Genomic DNA, 17,941 nt, shown 5'->3' with positions numbered 1-17,941 from the left:
CGGCCATACGGGCGGCGAAGACCGGCGACGAGTCCAGCAGACCCACCGCCATCCCCACCCACTGCGCACCCTGACCCGGAAACACGAACACCGGCTTGGCGTACGCGCCGACCGTGCCGCGGGCCGTGTCGGCAGGCAGGCCGCCCTCGGCGAGGGTCCGCAGACGGTCCGTCATGTCCGCGAGGGTCTCGGCGATCACGACCGCCCGGTGGTCGAACGCCGTGCGCGTCAGAGCCAGCGACAGACCGATGTCGGCGAGTTCCGGGGCCGCGGGGGAGGACAGCACGTGCGCGTGCAGGCGGTCCGCCTGGTCCTGGAGGGCCTGTGCCGACCGGCCCGAGACGAGCCACGGCATCGGACCGGCAGCCTTCGACCGGCCCTCGGCCGAAGGCTCGGCGGGCTCGGCGACGCCCGCGGCCTCGGCCGGGGGTGCCTCGATGATGGCGTGGGCATTGGTGCCGCTCATGCCGAACGAGGAGACGCCCGCGCGGCGGGGACGGCCCAGGTCCTCCCAGGCCCGTTCCTCGGTGAGCAGTTCCACGGCGCCGGCCGACCAGTCGACATGCGTGGAGGGCTTGTCGACGTGCAGTGTCCGGGGCAGTACCCCGTGCCGCATCGCCATGATCATCTTGATGATGCCGCCGACACCGGCCGCCGCCTGGGTGTGTCCGATGTTCGACTTCAGGGAGCCCAGCCACAGCGGCCGGTCCGCCGGGCGGTCCTGGCCGTAGGTGGCGAGCAGCGCCTGCGCCTCGATCGGGTCGCCCAGCGTCGTACCCGTACCGTGCGCCTCGACCGCGTCCACGTCCCCGGCCGACAGGCCCGCGTGGGCGAGCGCCTGACGGATCACCCGTTGCTGGGCGGGGCCGTTCGGGACGGTCAGACCGCTGCTCGCGCCGTCCTGGTTGACCGCGGAGCCCCGTACGACGGCCAGGATCTTGTGGCCGTTGCGCTGTGCGTCCGACAGCCGCTCCAGGAGCAGCATCCCGACGCCCTCGCCCCAGCCCGTACCGTCCGCGGCCTCCGCGAACGCCTTGCACCGGCCGTCGGAGGCCATCGCCCGCTGCCGACTGAACTCCTGGAACGTGCCCGGCGTCGACATCAGCGCCACACCGCCGGCGGCGGCCAGCGAGCACTCCTGTTCGCGCAGCGCCTGGCATGCCCAGTGCAGGGCCACAAGGGAGGACGAGCAGGCCGTGTCCACGGTCGCGGCCGGACCTTCGAGGCCGAGCGTGTACGAGATGCGCCCGGAGATGACACTGGCCGAACCGCCGACGACGAGATAGCCCTCGACGTTCTCCGCGCTGTTCGGCAGCAGCGTCGGGTAGTCCTGGCCGTTCGTGCCGACGAACACGCCGGTGCGGCTGCCGCGCAGCGACTCCGGATCGATTCCGGCCCGCTCGAAGAGTTCCCAGGAGGCTTCGAGGATCAACCGCTGCTGCGGGTCCATCGCGAGCGCCTCGCGCGGGGAGATGCCGAAGAACCCGGCGTCGAACTCCGTCGCTCCGTAGAGGAATCCGCCCTGGTCGCTGGTGGATGCCCCGGGCCCGTCCGGGTCGCCCACGGTCAGCGCCTCCAGGTCCCAGCCGCGGTCCTTCGGGAACGCCGCCACGGCATCGGTGCCCGCGGACACCAGACGCCACAGATCCTCGGGGGAGTCCACCCCGCCCGGATAGCGGCAGCTCATCCCGACGATCGCGATCGGTTCCTGCTCGCCCGAATCCACCTCGCGCAGGCGTTGTTTCGCCTGGCGCAGCTCAGCGGTCATCCACTTCAGGTGATCAAGCAGTTTCTCTTCGCTCGTCATGGAAAATTCCCGCCCTCTTAGGAACCGTCGCTCTTCGTCCGCTCATGGCGATCACGCTTTGTCCGGATCGATGCCGATGGATTACGGACACGGCGGCCGACAGGCGGCGTCATCAAAAGCACCCATGATCGCCCTCAATGGTGGAAGCTATGCGGTCGCACCGGTGCCGACAACCCCTAACAACAGGCCCGTGGAAGTCCCCTAAGCAGCTCCGGAGCGGCCATTCCATTAATCGTCGACCGGAATTCGAGGGCCTCTGGATCAAATGTGTGGCGATTGTCATCCGTTCGGCAGGACGCTGACAGCGCCTGCTGGTCCGGCCGGCGTACGTGACTTCCCTGCGACATGACGAGGCCGCCTGATGCATACCTCCCCAGTCCGTCATCCCGTTGCCCAGCAGCCCGGCTGGCCCGACACGGAGGCGCTCGGCACGGTCAGGCACCGCCTGGCCACGAGCCTCCCCCTCGTCATGCCGCGCGAGAGCGACCTGCTCAAGCGCCGGCTGGCCGCGGTGGCCGACGGCCGGGCACTGCTGCTCCAGGGCGGCGACTGCGCAGAGACGTTCCGCACCTCCCTCCCCGTGCTGGAGGCGCGGCTCGACACCCTGGCCCGGATGGCCGCCGCGCTGTCCGGCCCCACCGCCCTGCCCGTCGTCGTGCTCGCCCGGATGGCCGGGCAGTACGCCAAGCCCCGCTCCAGCGCCTTCGAGGAGCGCGGCGGGATCACCCTCCCCTCGTACCGCGGCGAATCGGTCAACGGCCAGGAGTTCACCGAGGTGGCCCGCACACCGGACCCGCACCGGATGCTGCGCGCCCACGAGGCAGCGTCGGCGACCCTGAACCTCACCCGCGCCCTGGTCGGCGGCAGCCCCACGACGACCGCAGCGTACGTACCCGAGGAGCTGTTCGTCTCCCACGAGGCGCTGCTCCTCGACTACGAGACACCACTGACCCGCATCGACCCGTACTCGCGCCGCCCGTACGCCGGCTCCGGCCATCTGCTCTGGGCCGGCGAGCGCACGCGCGACCCCGACGGCGCCCACATCGCCTACCTGGCCGGGATCCGCAACCCGGTGGCGGTGAAGATCGGCCCGACGGCCGAACCCGACGAACTGCTCGCGCTCATCAAGCGGCTCGACCCCGACCAGGAGCCGGGCCGGCTCACCTTCGTCGTCCGCATGGGCGCCGCCGCCGTACGCGAGAACCTGCCCCCGCTGGTGGAGAAGGTCGCCGCCTCCGGCGCGCGGGTCGGCTGGGTCACCGACCCCATGCACGGCAACACGTACACCGCGCCCTCCGGCCACAAGACCCGCGGATTCGACGCCGTCCTCGACGAGATCACCGGCTTCTTCGAGGTTCACCACACGCTCGGCAGCCACCCCGGCGGCATCCACCTGGAGATGACCGGAGAGGACGTCACCGAGTGCGTCGGCGGCCTCGCCGGAATCCGCCACGAGGACCTGCCCGCCCGCTACGAATCGGCCTGCGACCCCCGCCTCAACCGCGAACAGTCCCTGGAACTGGCCCATCTCGTCGGCGAGATCGCGGCCCGCCGCCGCGCCCCCTCCTGGAGATGAACGCTCGAGTCAAACTCGGGAAACGATCCTGGCCGACCCTATAGGGGGTCCCCGAGCCCCTTCAGGGGTTGAAGGCCGCTCGCCGGCTGGAATAGCTTCACGTCGAGAGTTGTATTGAGGAGAATAATGCGGACTTGAGATCTGGGTCGATGTCCTGAATCCCCTTCGCGTTGTCCCTCGATGGAGAAACTCCCAAAGAAGCGATGCGCTGGCTGCTGCCCAGGGTGGGGATGAATGGCGAACGAAGAGACGCTTCGGGATTACCTGAAGCTGGTTGCGGCGGACCTGCACCAGACACGTCAGCGCCTGCGGGAAGTGGAGGCCCGCGACAGCGAGCCGATCGCCATCGTCTCGATGAGCTGCCGCTACCCGGGCGGTGTACGCACCCCCGACCAGCTGTGGCAGCTGGTGGACTCCGGCGTCGACGCGGTGTCGGACTTCCCGGAGGACCGGGGATGGAGCCGCGGCGACACCGGACCCCAGGAGGGTGCCTCCTTCCGTGAGGAAGGCGGCTTCATCTACGACGCCACGGACTTCGACCCGGCGTTCTTCGGCATCTCGCCGCGCGAGGCCCTCGCCATGGACCCGCAGCAGCGCCTGCTGCTGGAGTGCGCCTGGGAAGCCCTCGAGACCGCCGGGATCACCCCCGGCTCCCTCGCCGGCAGCCGCACCGGCGTGTTCACCGGAACCACCGGCCAGGACTACTCCCACCTGCTGGCCCCGCCGCCCGCGGGCACCGAGGGCTACATCCTCACCGGCACGGCGGCGAGCGTCGTCTCCGGCCGCATCGCCTACACGCTCGGCCTCGAAGGCCCCGCCGTGTCCGTCGACACGGCCTGCTCGACGTCCCTCGTGAACATCCACCTCGCCGCCCAGGCCCTGCGCAACGGCGAATGCACGCTCGCCCTCGCCGGCGGCGCGACCGTCATGTCGACGCCCAGCGCCTTCGGCGGCTTCAGCGAGCAGGGCGGCCTGGCCGCCGACGCCCGCTGCAAGGCCTTCTCCGCCGCCGCGGACGGCACCGGCTGGAGCGAGGGCGTCGGCATCCTCCTGATGGAGCGGCTCTCCGACGCCCGCCGCAACGGCCACGACGTCCTCGCGATCGTCCGCGGCTCCGCCGTCAACCAGGACGGCGCCTCCAACGGCCTGACCGCCCCCAACGGGCCCGCCCAGCAGCGTGTCATCCTCGACGCCCTCGCCAACGCCCGGCTGACCGCGGCCGACGTCGACGCCGTCGAGGCCCACGGCACCGGCACCCGCCTCGGCGACCCCATCGAGGCGGAGGCCCTCCTCGCCACCTACGGCCAGGAGCGCACCGACGGTCGCCCCCTGTGGCTCGGCTCTCTCAAGTCGAACATCGGCCACACCCAGGGCGCCGCCGGCGTCGGCGGCGTCATCAAGATGGTCATGGCCATCCGGAACGGCGTACTGCCGAAGACCCTCCACGCCGACGAGCCCTCGCCGCACGTCGACTGGTCGGCCGGCGCCGTGGAACTGCTCACCGAGGCCCGGACCTGGCCCGCGACGGGCGCGCCGCGCCGGGCGGGTGTGTCCTCGTTCGGCATGAGCGGCACCAACGCGCACGTCCTCGTCGAGCAGGCCCCGGAAGGTGCCGAGACGGCGGGCGAGAACGGGGACGCCCCGGCCGAGGACTCCGCCGCGACCACGCCGCCCGCGACCCCTGACGCCGCAGCCCCCGCGCTGCGTACCGCCTTCGTGCCGTGGGTGCTGTCCGCCAAGACGGAGCAGGCCCTCGCAGCCCAGGCCGAGCACCTCCACGCGCATCTGCGCGACCACGGCGACGTACCGCTCGCGGACGTCGGCTACTCCCTCGCGCTGACCCGGACGTCGTTCAACCACCGGGCCGCCGTGGTGGCCGGTGAGCGCGGGGACTTCCTCGCCGCCCTGGAGGCGATAGCGGCGGGATGCCCTTCCGCCGCAGTGGTGCACGGGAGCGCCGGCCGGGGTTCCCGTCCGGTGTTCGTGTTTCCGGGTCAGGGTGCGCAGTGGGTGGGGATGGCGGTGGGTCTGCTGGACTCGTCGCCGGTCTTCGCCGCCCGTATGGCCGAATGCGGGGCTGCGCTGGAGCCGTTCACCGGTTGGTCGTTGCTCGATGTCGTGCGGGGGGTGGAGGGCGCGCCCGGCTTCGACCGGGTGGATGTCGTCCAGCCCGTCCTGTGGGCCGTCATGGTCTCCCTCGCCGAGGTCTGGCGTTCGTACGGTGTCGAGCCCGCGGCCGTCATCGGCCACTCGCAGGGCGAGATAGCCGCTTCGGCCGTGGCCGGGATTCTCTCTCTTGAGGATGCGGCGAAGGTCGTGGCGCTGCGGAGCCGGGCGATCATCGCCCTGGCCGGGCGTGGTGGCATGGTGTCGGTGGCTCAGCCCGCCGCGTGGGTGCGGGAGAAGATCGCGGCGTGGGACGGTCGTATCTCGGTCGCCGCCGTCAACGGACCCTCTTCCGTGGTCGTCTCCGGTGACCCGCAGGCCCTGGACGAGCTGGTCGCCGAGTGCCTGGCGGCCGAGATCCGTGCCCGCAAGGTCGACGTGGACTACGCCTCGCACTCCGCGCACGTGGAGGAGATCGAGCCCGAACTGGCGAAGCTGCTCGCCGGGATCACCCCACGCAGTGGTGAGACCGCCCTGTACTCCTCCCTCACCGGCGAGCTCCTCGACGGCACGCAGATGGGCTCCGGCTACTGGTACAACAACCTCCGCGAGACCGTCGAGTTCGAGCAGGCCACCCGTACCGCCCTCGCCGACGGCCACACGGTCTTCATCGAGGTCAGCCCCCACCCCGTCCTCGCCCTCGGCCTCCAGGGCACCGCCGAAGACACCGGGGCCGCCGTGCTCGGCACCCTGCGCCGCGACGAAGGCGGCCCCGCGCGCCTGCTGACCTCCCTCGCCGAAGCCCACTGCCATGGTGTGGCCGTCGACTGGACGGCCGTCTTCCACGGCACCGGCGCCACCCGGACCGAACTCCCCACCTACGCCTTCCAGCGCACCCGCTACTGGCCCGAGCTCCGGCCCGGCGCAGCCGTCGGCGCCGTACAGACCGTCGACCCCGACGAGGCCCGCTTCTGGGAGGCCATCGAGCAGGGCAACGTGGAAGCCCTCGCCGGCGCCCTCGACGGAGCCGACGCCGAACCGCTGCGCGCGGCCCTCCCCGCGATCGCCTCCTGGCGGCGCGGCCGCCGCGAGCGCTCGACCATCGACTCCTGGCGCTACCGCGTCACCTGGAAGCCCGTGGCCTCGACCACCGAGGCCGCCCTCAACGGCCGTTGGCTGCTCGTCGTACCCGAGAACACCGCCGATGCCGACACCCAGTTGGCGGACACCCTCGCCGACGGTCTGGCCCGGCACGGCGCCGAGATCGTCCGAACGACACTCCACGACCTGCCCGGAGCCGGCGCGGCGGACGCCGACGGCGTCATCTCCCTGCTTGGCCTGGACGAGACCCCGCACAGCGAGTTCGCGGCGCTGCCGACCGGTCTCATCGACACCGTCGACCTGGTCAAGTCCCTGATCCGGGAGGCCGGTACGGCCCGGCTGTGGACCCTCACGCGCGGCGCCGTGGCCGTCGGCAAGTCGGACCCGCCGGCCGGCCCCGCCCAGGCGACCGTCACCGGCTTCGGCCGTGTCGTCGGCCTGGAGCACCCGGGCCGGTGGGGCGGCCAGATCGACCTGCCCGCCGCCCTCGACGACCGCGCCCTCGCGCGGATCGCCGCGATCCTGGGCACCACCGGCGACGAGGACCAGGTCGCCGTCCGGGCATCCGGCGTCTTCGCCCGCCGTCTCGTCCGGGCCTCCTTCGGCGAGCCCGTACAGCCCTGGAACCCCCGCGGCACGATCCTGATCACCGGCGGCACCGGCGCCCTGGGCACCTTCATCGCCCGCTGGCTCGCCGACCAGGGCGCCGAGCACCTGGTCCTGACCAGCCGACGGGGCCCCGACGCGCCCGGGGCAGCCGAGCTCGAGGCCGAACTCGCCGCCAAGGGCGTCCGCGTCACCATTGCCGCCTGCGACGTGAGCGACCGTACCGCCGTCGAGAACCTCGTCGCAGGGCTGCGCGACCAGGGCGACCCCGTCACCGCGGTCATCCACACGGCCGGCGTGAGCCAGCTCAGCTCCATCGAGGACACCGACCACCTCACGTTCGCCGACGTCATCACCGCCAAGGCGGCCGGCGCACGCAACCTCGACCACGCACTCGGCGACGACCCGCTCGACGCCTTCGTCGTCTTCTCGTCGATCTCCGGCATCTGGGGAAGCGGCGGCCAGGGTGCCTACGCCGCCGCCAACACCTACCTGGACGCCTTCGCCGCGGACCGCCGCGCCCGCGGCAGGACCGCCACCGCCCTCTCCTGGGGTGCCTGGGGCGGCGCCGGCATGGCCAAGGGCGAGGCGGAGCAGCTGCTCAGCCGCCGCGGCCTGCCGGTCATGGACCCCGACCTTACGATCAAAGCGATGCGCCAGGCCGTCGAGCACGGCGAGACCGCCCTGACCGTGGCCGACATCCGCTGGGACCGTTTCGTCCCCTCCTTCACCGTGGCGCGCCGCAGCCCGCTCCTCGAAGACCTCCCCGAAGTACGGGAGATCCTCGACGCCGCCGAGGCCGAGGCGGGCGGCGCCGAAGCGGGCGTTACCTCCGCCCTGCAGAGCAGGCTCGCCGGGCTCACTCCGGCCGAGCAGCGGAGCCGAATGCTGGAACTGGTCCGCGGAGAGGCGGCCGCCGTCCTCGGCCACGCCGACGCCGGGGAACTCGACACCTCGCGGCCCTTCCGTGAACTCGGCTTCGACTCCCTCACCGCCGTGGACGTACGTAACCGTCTGAACACCGTCAGCGGCCTGCGTCTGCCCGCCACCCTGGTGTTCGACTACCCCACGGTCGCGGAGCTCGCCGGCCACCTCCTCACCCTCGTCCTCGACGAGCCGGCCGGGGACCTGCCGGCCGAACCGCCCGCGGTACGCGGCGGATCGGACGAGGACCCCGTCGTCATCGTCGGCATGAGCTGCCGCTTCCCCGGAGGGGCGAACTCACCCGAGGACCTGTGGCGGGTGGTCTCCCAGGGCGTCGACACCGTGGCCGACATCTCCGCCGACCGTGGCTGGCCGGGCGGCGAAGCCGCCGAACGGCCGGCGGCGGCCGGCGGCTGGCTCGCCGGAGCCGGTGACTTCGACGCCGCGTTCTTCGGCATCAACCCGCGCGAGGCCCTCGCCATGGACCCGCAGCAGCGGCTGCTGCTCGAAGCGTCCTGGGAGGTCCTCGAACGGGCCGGGATCGCTCCCTCGTCGATGCGCGGCAGTCGTACGGGCGTCTACGTCGGTGCCTCCTCGCAGGGGTACGGCAGCGACGTCAGCCGGGCCCCCGAGGGCACGGAGGGCTACCTGATGACCGGCACGGCCACCGCCGTGCTCTCCGGCCGCGTCTCTTACGCGCTGGGCCTCGAGGGCCCAGCCATCACCGTCGACACCGCCTGCTCGTCCTCGCTGGTCGCCCTGCACCTGGCCGTCCAGGCCCTGCACGGCGGCGAATGTTCGGCCGCACTCGTCGGCGGGGTCGCCGTGATGGCCACCGGCACGGTCTTCGCCGAGTTCAGCCGGCAGGGCGGGCTCGCCACCGACGGCCGCGTCAAGGCGTTCGCGGACGCCGCGGACGGTACCGGCTGGGGCGAGGGCGTCGGAGTGCTGCTCGTCGAGCGCCTCTCGGACGCCGTACGCCACGGCCACGAGGTACTGGCCGTGGTCCGGGGCTCCGCCGTCAACCAGGACGGGGCGTCCAACGGACTGACTGCCCCCAACGGCCCCGCCCAGCAGCGCGTCATCCGCCAGGCCCTCGCCCACGCCCGGATCTCGGCCGCCGACGTCGACGCCGTCGAGGCGCACGGCACGGGCACGACGCTGGGCGACCCGATCGAGGCGCAGGCGCTGCTCGCCACCTACGGCCAGGAGCGCCCCGAGGGCCGCCCGCTGTGGCTGGGCTCCCTCAAGTCGAACATCGGCCACACGCAGGCCGCCGCCGGCGTCGCGAGCATCATCAAGATGGTCATGGCCATGCGCCACGGCGTCCTCCCGCAGACCCTCCACGTCGACCAGCCGTCCACCCAAGTGGACTGGGAGGCGGGCGCGGTGGAGCTGCTGACCGAGGCCCGCGACTGGCCGGACACCGCCGAGCGGCCGCGCCGTGCGGGCGTGTCCTCCTTCGGAGTCAGCGGCACCAACGCCCACACCATCCTCGAAGCGCCGCCGGCCATCGAGCGCGCCACCGCAGGCGAGGCGGCCCCCGGCCGCCCGGCCCCCGCGGTCGTGCCGTGGGTCCTGTCCGGCCGCGGCGAGAGCGCCCTGCGCGCCCAGGCCGAGCTGCTCGCGGCGCACCTGAGCGGGCAGGCGGACACCGACCCGGCGGCGCTGGACATCGCCTGGTCGCTGGCCACGGGCCGCGCGCACCTGGAGCACCGGGCCGCCGTCGTCGCCGGCGAACGGGAGGAGTTCCTCACCGGCCTGAAGGCGATCGCCGCCGGCACATCGGCCGCGGGTGTGGTGCGTGGTGTGGTCGGGGGTGGTCGTACGGCGTTCCTGTTCTCGGGGCAGGGCTCGCAGCGGGCGGGGATGGGCCGTGAACTGTACGAGGCGTATCCGGTGTTCGCTGATGCCTTCGACGCCGTCTGCGCGGAGCTGGACCGGCATCTGGACCAGTCGGTCAGGGAGATCGTCTTCGGTGGCTCGGAGCTGATCGACCAGACTGTTTACACGCAGGCGGGTCTGTTCGCGATCGAGGTGGCGCTCTTCCGGCTCCTCGCGCACTGGGGTGTGACGCCGGACTTCCTGCTCGGGCATTCGATCGGCGAGCTGGCGGCTGCGCATGTGGCCGGTGTCTGGTCGCTTCAGGATGCGGCCGCGCTGGTCGCGGCTCGTGGTCGTCTGATGCAGGCGTTGCCTACCGGCGGCGCGATGGTGGCCGTCCAGGCCAGCGAGGCCGAGGTGCTGCCGCTGTTGGTCGACGGTGTGTCGATCGCCGCCGTCAACGGCCCCGACTCCGTCGTCATCTCCGGCGACGAAGACGCCGTACTCGCCATCGCCTCCCGCTTCGAGAAGACCAAGCGGCTGCGGGTGAGTCATGCCTTCCACTCGCCGCGCATGGTGCCCATGCTGGCCGAGTTCAAGGCGGTCGCCGAGGGCCTGACCTTCCACACCCCCCGTATCCCGGTCGTCTCCAACCTGACGGGTGAAGTTGCGGGCGAGGACATCCTGTCGGCGGACTACTGGGTCGACCACGTCCGTCAGGCGGTCCGCTTCCTCGACGGCATCCGGCATCTGGAGACCCAGGGCGTCACCACCTACCTGGAGCTGGGCCCCGGCGGAGTCCTCTCCGCGATGGGGCAGTCCTGCGTCACCGAAGACGCGGCGTTCGTTCCGGTCCTGCGCAAGGACCGTCCCGAGGCTCACGCCCTGACCGCCGCCCTCGCCGAACTCCACGCGCACGGCGCCTCCGTCGACTGGACTGCGTACTACGAAGGCACCGGCGCCCAGCGCACCGACCTCCCCACCTACGCATTCCAGCACGAGCACTACTGGCTGCGGTCCTCCGGAGCCGCGCTCGGCGACCTCGGCCTCATGGGCATGGAGACCGCCGAACACCCCTTCCTCGACGCCTCCGTGAGCATCGCCGGCTCGGACGGGCTGCTGCTCAGCGGCCGTATCGGGCTCGACACCCACCCCTGGCTCGCCGACCATGCGGTCATGGGCACGGTGCTCCTGCCGGGCGCCGCGTTCGTCGACCTCGCCGCCCACGCCGCGGCCGAGGCGGGCTGCGACCGCGTCGAGGAGCTGACGATCGCCGCGCCGCTCGTCCTGGGTGCCGCGGACGCCGTCGTCCTCCAGCTGTGGGCCGGCCCCGCCGACGACAACGGCCGCCGCCCGCTGGAGATCCACTCCCGGCCCGTCCGCGAGGCCGGAGCCCAGTGGACGCGGCACGCGAGCGGCGTCCTGGCCACCGACAGCGCCGACGGCGTTGGTGCCACCGGTGGCCGGTCGGGCCTGGCCCTGACGCAGTGGCCGCCGCAGGACGCCGAACCGGTTCCGGTCGACGGCGTGTACGACTTCATGAACGAGATCGGCTATGGCTACGGGCCCGTCTTCCAGGGTCTCCGAGCCGTCTGGCGCGGCGAGGACGAGGTCTTCGCCGAGGTCGCCCTGCCCGAGGCCGTGTGGGACGAGGCGGGCCGCTTCGGCCTGCACCCGGCGCTGCTCGACTCCGCCCTGCACGCCATCGGAATCAGCGGCGGCTCCCTCGCCGAAGGAGGGCAGCTGCCCTTCGCCTGGACGGGCGTGACCGTGTACGCGGTCGGCTCACCGGTGCTGCGGGTCCGTATCACGACCGCCGACAGTGGCGCGGTGTCGCTGGACCTGGCCGATGCCGCCGGATCCCCGGTGGCGCGGATCGACTCACTCGTCATGCGGCCGCTGAGCGCCGGACAGCTGGTGGCCCCCTCCCACGGCGGATCCGACTCGCTGTTCCGCCTGGAATGGGTGTCCGCGGGAGCCCCGCAGACCGGCGGCCCCGCCGCAGACGGCACGGTCGCCGAGGAAACGGTCCCCGACGTCACGGTCTTCGACGTCCCGCCGCTTGGTGCCGCGTCCGGCGCCGACGTGGTGGCAGGCGTGCACGAGCGGGTCTGCGACGTCCTGGACCGGCTCCAGGAGTGGCTCGGCGCCGACCACGACGACCGGGTGCGCCTGGTCGTCGTCACCCGCGGCGCGGTCGCCGCCGACGGCTCCGAGGTTCCGGACCCGGCCGCGGCCGCCGTCTGGGGGCTGGTGCGTTCCGCCCAGTCCGAGCACCCGCACCGGATCGGCCTGGTCGACACCGACGGCTCGGTCGAGGGCTACGAGTTCCTTGCCGCCCTCGGCGAGCAGCAGGTCGCGGTCCGCGCCGGCGAGGTGTACGTACCGCGCCTGGCGCGCGTCACCGTCCTGGAGGAGCAGGCCGCCGTCCCGACAGTCGACGGAACGGTGCTCGTCACCGGTGCGAGCGGCGGCCTCGGCGCCCTGCTGGTCCGCCACCTCGTCGAGAACTGGGGTGCGCGCGACCTCGTGCTCGCCGCCCGCCGCCCCGGCGGCGGGCCCGGCGGAGCCGAACTCGTCGCGGAACTCGAGAACCTGGGCGCCACCGCCCGCTGGGTGGTCTGCGACGCCGGCGACCGCGAGGCGCTCGCCGGCGTCATCGACACGATCGTCGAGCGGGACGGCGGCCTCGCCGGCGTCGTGCACGCCGCCGGCGTCGTCGACGACGGCGTCCTCGAATCCCTCACCTCCGAACGGGTCGCGGGCGTCCTGCGTCCCAAGGTCGACGCGGGCTGGCACCTGCACGAACTCACCGCCGGCCTCGACCTGTCCCTCTTCGCCCTGTACTCCTCGGCCGCCGGAACCTTCGGCGGCCCCGGCCAGGCCAACTACGCGGCGGCCAACGCCTTCCTGGACGCCCTGGCCGCCGTACGCCGGGCCCAGGGCCTGCCCGCCACCTCGCTCGCCTGGGGCCCGTGGGGCGAGGGCGGAATGCTCGGCGAACTCGGGGCGGGCGACATCGCCCGCATGAGCCGCGCCGGCATGGTCCCGCTCACCGCCGAGCAGGGCCTGGACCTCTTCGACGCCGCCGCCCGCGCCGACGAGCCGCACCTGCTCCTCACCCGGCTGACGCCGAACGAGTCGCAGGTACGCGCCGACATGCTGCCGCCGCTGCTGCGCCCGTACTTCCGTACGGCCACCCGCCCGCAGGCCGCGGCCGGCCGGCCCGGTGCCGAAACGGCCGCGTCCCTCAAGGAACGGCTGTCCCGGCTCACCGACGACGAGCGTTACCGCGCCGTCCTCGACCTGGTCCGCGACGCCATCGCCACCGTGCTCGGCCACTCCTCGTCCACCGTGGTCGAGGTCGGCCGCGGCTTCCTGGAGATCGGATTCGACTCCCTCACGGCCGTCGAACTCCGCAACCGCGTCAATCAGGTCACCGGCCTCAAACTGGCGGCCACCCTGATCTTCGACCACCCGTCGCCCGAGGCACTGGCCCGCCACCTGTCCGAGGAACTCGCCTCGGAGAGCAAGGTGTCCGCCCTCTCGCTGCTCAGCGAACTGGACCGGCTCGAAGCCTCCCTGGGCGTCGTGCCCCCGGACGACGACGACCGCGCCAAGGTCACCGAACGGCTGCGCGGTCTGCTCTCGGCCTGGACCGACAGCCGGCCCGCCGCCGACGGCGGCCAACGCGACACCACCGACCTGGAATCCGCGACCGCGGACGAGCTCTTCGACCTTCTCGACGGCGAGCTGGGACTTTCCTGACCCTCGTGCCCGTCCCCGCGCACACCGGCGCGGGGACTTCCGCGACCCCCGCGCCGATCCCCGCCTCGCTTCCAAGGAGTGCCACGTCATGCCGAACGAGGAAAAGTTCCTCGAGTACCTCAAGCGCGCCACGGCGGATCTGCGCGAGGCCCGCACCCGACTGCGCGAATTCGAGGACCGAGACCGCGAGCCAATCGCCATCGTCGCCATGAGCTGCCGCTACCCCGGCGGCATCGGCTCCCCCGAGGACCTGTGGCGGCTCGTCGAGGCGGGCGGCGACGGCATCTCGGAGTTCCCGACCGACCGGGACTGGGACGTCGAGCGGCTCTTCGGCGTCGACGAGGCGGGCACGTCCAACGCGTGGGCCGGCGGCTTCCTGGACGGGGCCACCCGGTTCGACCCCGGCTTCTTCGGGATCTCCCCACGCGAGGCCCTCGCCATGGACCCGCAGCAGCGGCTGCTCCTGGAGGCGTCCTGGGAGGTCTTCGAGCGCGCGGGCATCGACCCGGCCACGGTCAAGGGCAGCCGCACGGGCGTCTTCGCGGGCCTGATGTACCACGACTACCTCACGCTGATGCAGTCCCTCCCCGAGGGAGTCGAGGGCTACCTCGGCACCGGCACCTCCGGCAGTGTCGTCACCGGCCGCATTGCCTACACCCTGGGCCTGGAAGGCCCCGCGGTGACGGTCGACACGGCCTGCTCCTCCTCGCTGGTCGCCCTGCACATGGCCATCCAGGCGCTGCGCTCGGGCGAGTGCACCATGGCCCTCGCGGGCGGTGTCACCGTCATGTCCACGCCGGGTACCTTCGTCGACTTCAGCCGGCAGGACGGTCTCTCCTTCGACGGCCGCTGCAAGTCCTTCTCGGACGACGCGGACGGCACCGGCTGGTCCGAGGGCGTCGGAATGCTCCTCGTGGAGAAACTGTCCGACGCGCGCCGCAACGGCCACCAGGTCCTCGCCGTCATCCGCGGCTCCGCCGTCAACCAGGACGGCGCGAGCAGCGGCCTCACCGCGCCCAACGGGCCCTCGCAGCAGCGGGTGATCCGCCAGGCGCTGGCCAACTCGCGCGTCTCCGCCGCCGACATCGACGTGGTCGAGGCGCACGGCACGGGCACCACGCTGGGCGACCCGATCGAGGCCCAGGCCCTGATCAACACGTACGGCCAGGAGCGCGCCGAAGGCCGGCCGCTCTGGCTGGGCTCCCTGAAGTCCAACATCGGCCACACACAGGCCGCCGCGGGCGTCGCCGGCATCATCAAGATGGTCATGGCCATGCGCCACGGCGTCATGCCCCGGACCCTGCACGCCGACCGGCCGACCTCCCAGGTCGACTGGGAGGCAGGCGCGGTGGAGCTGCTGACCGAGGCCCGCGACTGGCCCGAGACCGGCGAGCGCCCGCGCCGCGCAGCCGTCTCCTCGTTCGGCGTGAGCGGTACCAACGCGCACGTGATCATCGAGCAGCCATCGGCGGAACACCCGGCGGGCGGGGAGACTGACGCGGAGGTGGACGGAGCGCCGGCTTCCGCCGCCCAGGGTGACTCTTCGGCCCACGCTTCGGGCGGCACCGCGGAAGACTCTTCCGGCGGCTCTCCCGCCGTTTCGCTGCCGGTGGTGCCGTGGGTGCTGTCAGCCAAGTCCGAAGGGGCTCTGGCGGGCCAGGCCGAGCGACTGCTGGCACAGGTCCGGGAGAACGCCGGTCTGTCGCCGCTGGACATCGGCTACTCGCTCGCTGTGACCCGGACGGCGTTCGAGCACCGTGCGGTCGTGGTCGGTGAGGACCGCGAGGCGCTGCTGCGGGCGGTCGCGGAGGGCCGCTCGGTCCCGGGTGTGGTGCGCGGCTCGGCGACGACCGGAGCCACGGCGTTCCTGTTCTCGGGGCAGGGGGCGCAGCGGGCGGGGATGGGCCGTGAACTGTACGAGTCCTACCCGGTGTTCGCCGATGCCTTCGACGCCGTCTGCGCGGAGCTGGACCGGCACTTGGACCAGCCTGTCAGGGAGATCGTCTTCGGTGGCTCGGAGCTGATCGACCAGACTGTTTACACGCAGGCCGGTCTGTTCGCGATCGAGGTGGCGCTCTTCCGTCTCTTCGCGCATTGGGGTGTGACGCCGGACTTCCTCCTCGGGCATTCGATCGGCGAGCTGGCGGCTGCGCATGTGGCGGGTGTCTGGTCGCTTCAGGATGCGGCCGCGCTGGTCGCGGCTCGCGGCCGTCTGATGCAGGCGTTGCCTACCGGCGGCGCGATGGTGGCCGTCCAGGCCACCGAGGCCGAGGTACTGTCGCTGTTGGTCGACGGTGTGTCGATCGCGGCTCTCAACGGCCCCGACTCCGTCGTCATCTCCGGCGACGAAGACGCCGTACTCGCCATCGCCTCCCGCTTCGAGAAGACCAAGCGGCTGCGGGTGAGTCATGCTTTCCACTCGCCGCGCATGGTGCCCATGCTGGCCGAGTTCAAGGCGGTCGCCGAGGGCCTGACCTTCCATACCCCCCGTATCCCGGTCGTCTCCAACCTGACGGGTGAAGTTGCGGGCGAGGACATCCTGTCGGCGGACTACTGGGTCGACCACGTCCGTCAGGCGGTCCGCTTCCTCGACGGGATGCGGCACCTGGAGACCCAGGGCGTCACCACGTACCTGGAGCTGGGTCCGGGCGGAGTCCTCTCCGCGATGGGGCAGTCCTGCGTCACCGAAGACGCGGCGTTCGTCCCGGTCCTGCGCAAGGATCGCCCCGAAACCGAAGCCCTGACCGCCGCCCTCGCCGAACTCCACGTCCGCGGCGGGCAGGTCGACTGGGCGACGTACTACGCGAGCACCGGCGCCCAGCGCACCGACCTCCCCACCTACGCCTTCCAGCACGAGCACTACTGGCCCAAGAACTCAGTCCTGGCCGGTGATCTGACCAGCGTCGGCCTGAGCACCTCCGAGCACCCGCTGCTCGTGGGTTCGGTGGCCCTCGCCGGTGAGGACGTCTCCCTCTTCACCAGCCGCCTGTCGCTGGATTCCCACCCGTGGCTCGCCGACCACGCCGTCTTCGGTTCGGTCCTGCTGCCCGGCACCGCCTTCGTCGAGCTGGCGCTCCACGCGGGCGAGCGCGTCGGCTGCGCGGCGCTGGAGGAGCTCACGCTGCAGGCCCCGCTGATCATCCCCGAGCGCGGCGGCATGGTGCTCCAGGTCATCGTGGGCTCGGCGGACGCGGACGGCCGCCGCCAGATCACCGTCCACTCCAGCCCGGCCAACGGCGCCGAGGACGAGGCGTGGACCCTGCACGCCTCCGGTGCCGTCACGGCCGAGGCCAGGGGCCACGCCGCTGTCCGGCTTGCCGAGTGGCCGCCGCGCGACGCGAAGGTCGTCGAGACGGGCGGGCTGTACGAGAGCATGGCCGCCGCCGGCTTCGACTACGGTCCCGTCTTCCAGGGCTTGCGGGCCGTGTGGCGGCGCGCGGACGAGGTCTTCGCCGAGGTCGCGCTGGACCAGGACTTTTGGAGCGAGGCGGGCCGCTTCGGGCTGCACCCGGCGCTGCTGGACTCCGCCCTGCACGCCATCGGCGTGGGTGGTGGCCTTGCCGGACTGGACGGCCCGGGGCTGCCGTTCGCCTGGACGGGCGTGAGCCTGTCCGCCGTCGGCTCCCCGGTCCTGCGCGTCAGGATCACGCAGGGCCATGGCGGCGCGGTGTCGCTGGACCTGGCCGACGGCACCGGCGAGCCCGTCGGGCGCGTCGACGCGCTCATCCTGCGTCCCGTGTCGGCCGAACAGATCGACGGGGCGTCGCCGCGCGGCGGCGGTGCCGACTCGCTGTTCCGGATGGACTGGGTCGCGGCCCCGGCGGCGCCGGCCACCGGCGCGGACGCGGATGTCGACGTCCTGATGGTGCCCGGCCCCGGTGCCGACGCCGACATGGCCGCCGACGTCCACGGTCGTGTCACCGACGTGCTCGCTCGGCTTCAGCACTGGCTGGCCGAGCGGGACGCGAGTGCCCGCCTGGTGGTGGTGACGCGTGGTGCGGTGGGGGAGGTCGTGGATCTTGGTGCGGCCGCGGTGTGGGGTCTGGTGCGTTCCGCGCAGTCGGAGCACCCCGACCGGATCGTCCTCGTCGACGCGGATGAGGATGTCGAGTCGTACGACTCCCTGGTGGCGTTGGGCGAGCCGCAGCTCGCGGTCCACGCCGGCGAGGTGCTCGTGCCCCGTCTGGCCCGGGTCGCGGTCCCGGCCGAGGAGCAGCCGGTAGGTGAGC

Annotated in this window: 2 protein-coding genes and 2 pseudogenes; 3 read left to right on the top strand and 1 reads right to left on the bottom strand. The window is 72.5% G+C overall.

Annotated elements, in window-relative coordinates; translation table 11 throughout:
- Window positions 1-1,807, bottom strand: a 1,807-nt coding sequence (locus tag ACFYPC_RS36860; protein WP_391891710.1) for a type I polyketide synthase, incomplete at its 3' end; no start/stop codon positions are given.
- Between the two features lie 361 nt (window positions 1,808-2,168).
- Here ACFYPC_RS36860 and ACFYPC_RS36855 point away from each other — a divergent pair.
- The 3 genes and pseudogenes from ACFYPC_RS36855 to ACFYPC_RS36845 all read left to right on the top strand — a co-directional run.
- Complete coding sequence (locus ACFYPC_RS36855) at window positions 2,169-3,383, top strand: 3-deoxy-7-phosphoheptulonate synthase (protein ID WP_391891709.1); 1,215 nt, start codon at window positions 2,169-2,171, stop codon at window positions 3,381-3,383.
- Window positions 3,384-3,617: 234 nt separating this feature from the next.
- Window positions 3,618-13,712 (top strand): annotated as a pseudogene (locus tag ACFYPC_RS36850) (type I polyketide synthase); the annotation flags it as partial.
- Window positions 13,713-13,803: 91 nt separating this feature from the next.
- Window positions 13,804-17,941: pseudogene (locus tag ACFYPC_RS36845) on the top strand (type I polyketide synthase); the annotation flags it as partial.

This window comes from Streptomyces sp. NPDC005808 (assembly GCF_042871385.1).
GTDB lineage: Bacteria > Actinomycetota > Actinomycetes > Streptomycetales > Streptomycetaceae > Streptomyces.
The sequence above is the reverse complement of the archived record's forward strand: the minus strand, read 5'-3'. Positions and strand labels throughout refer to the sequence as shown.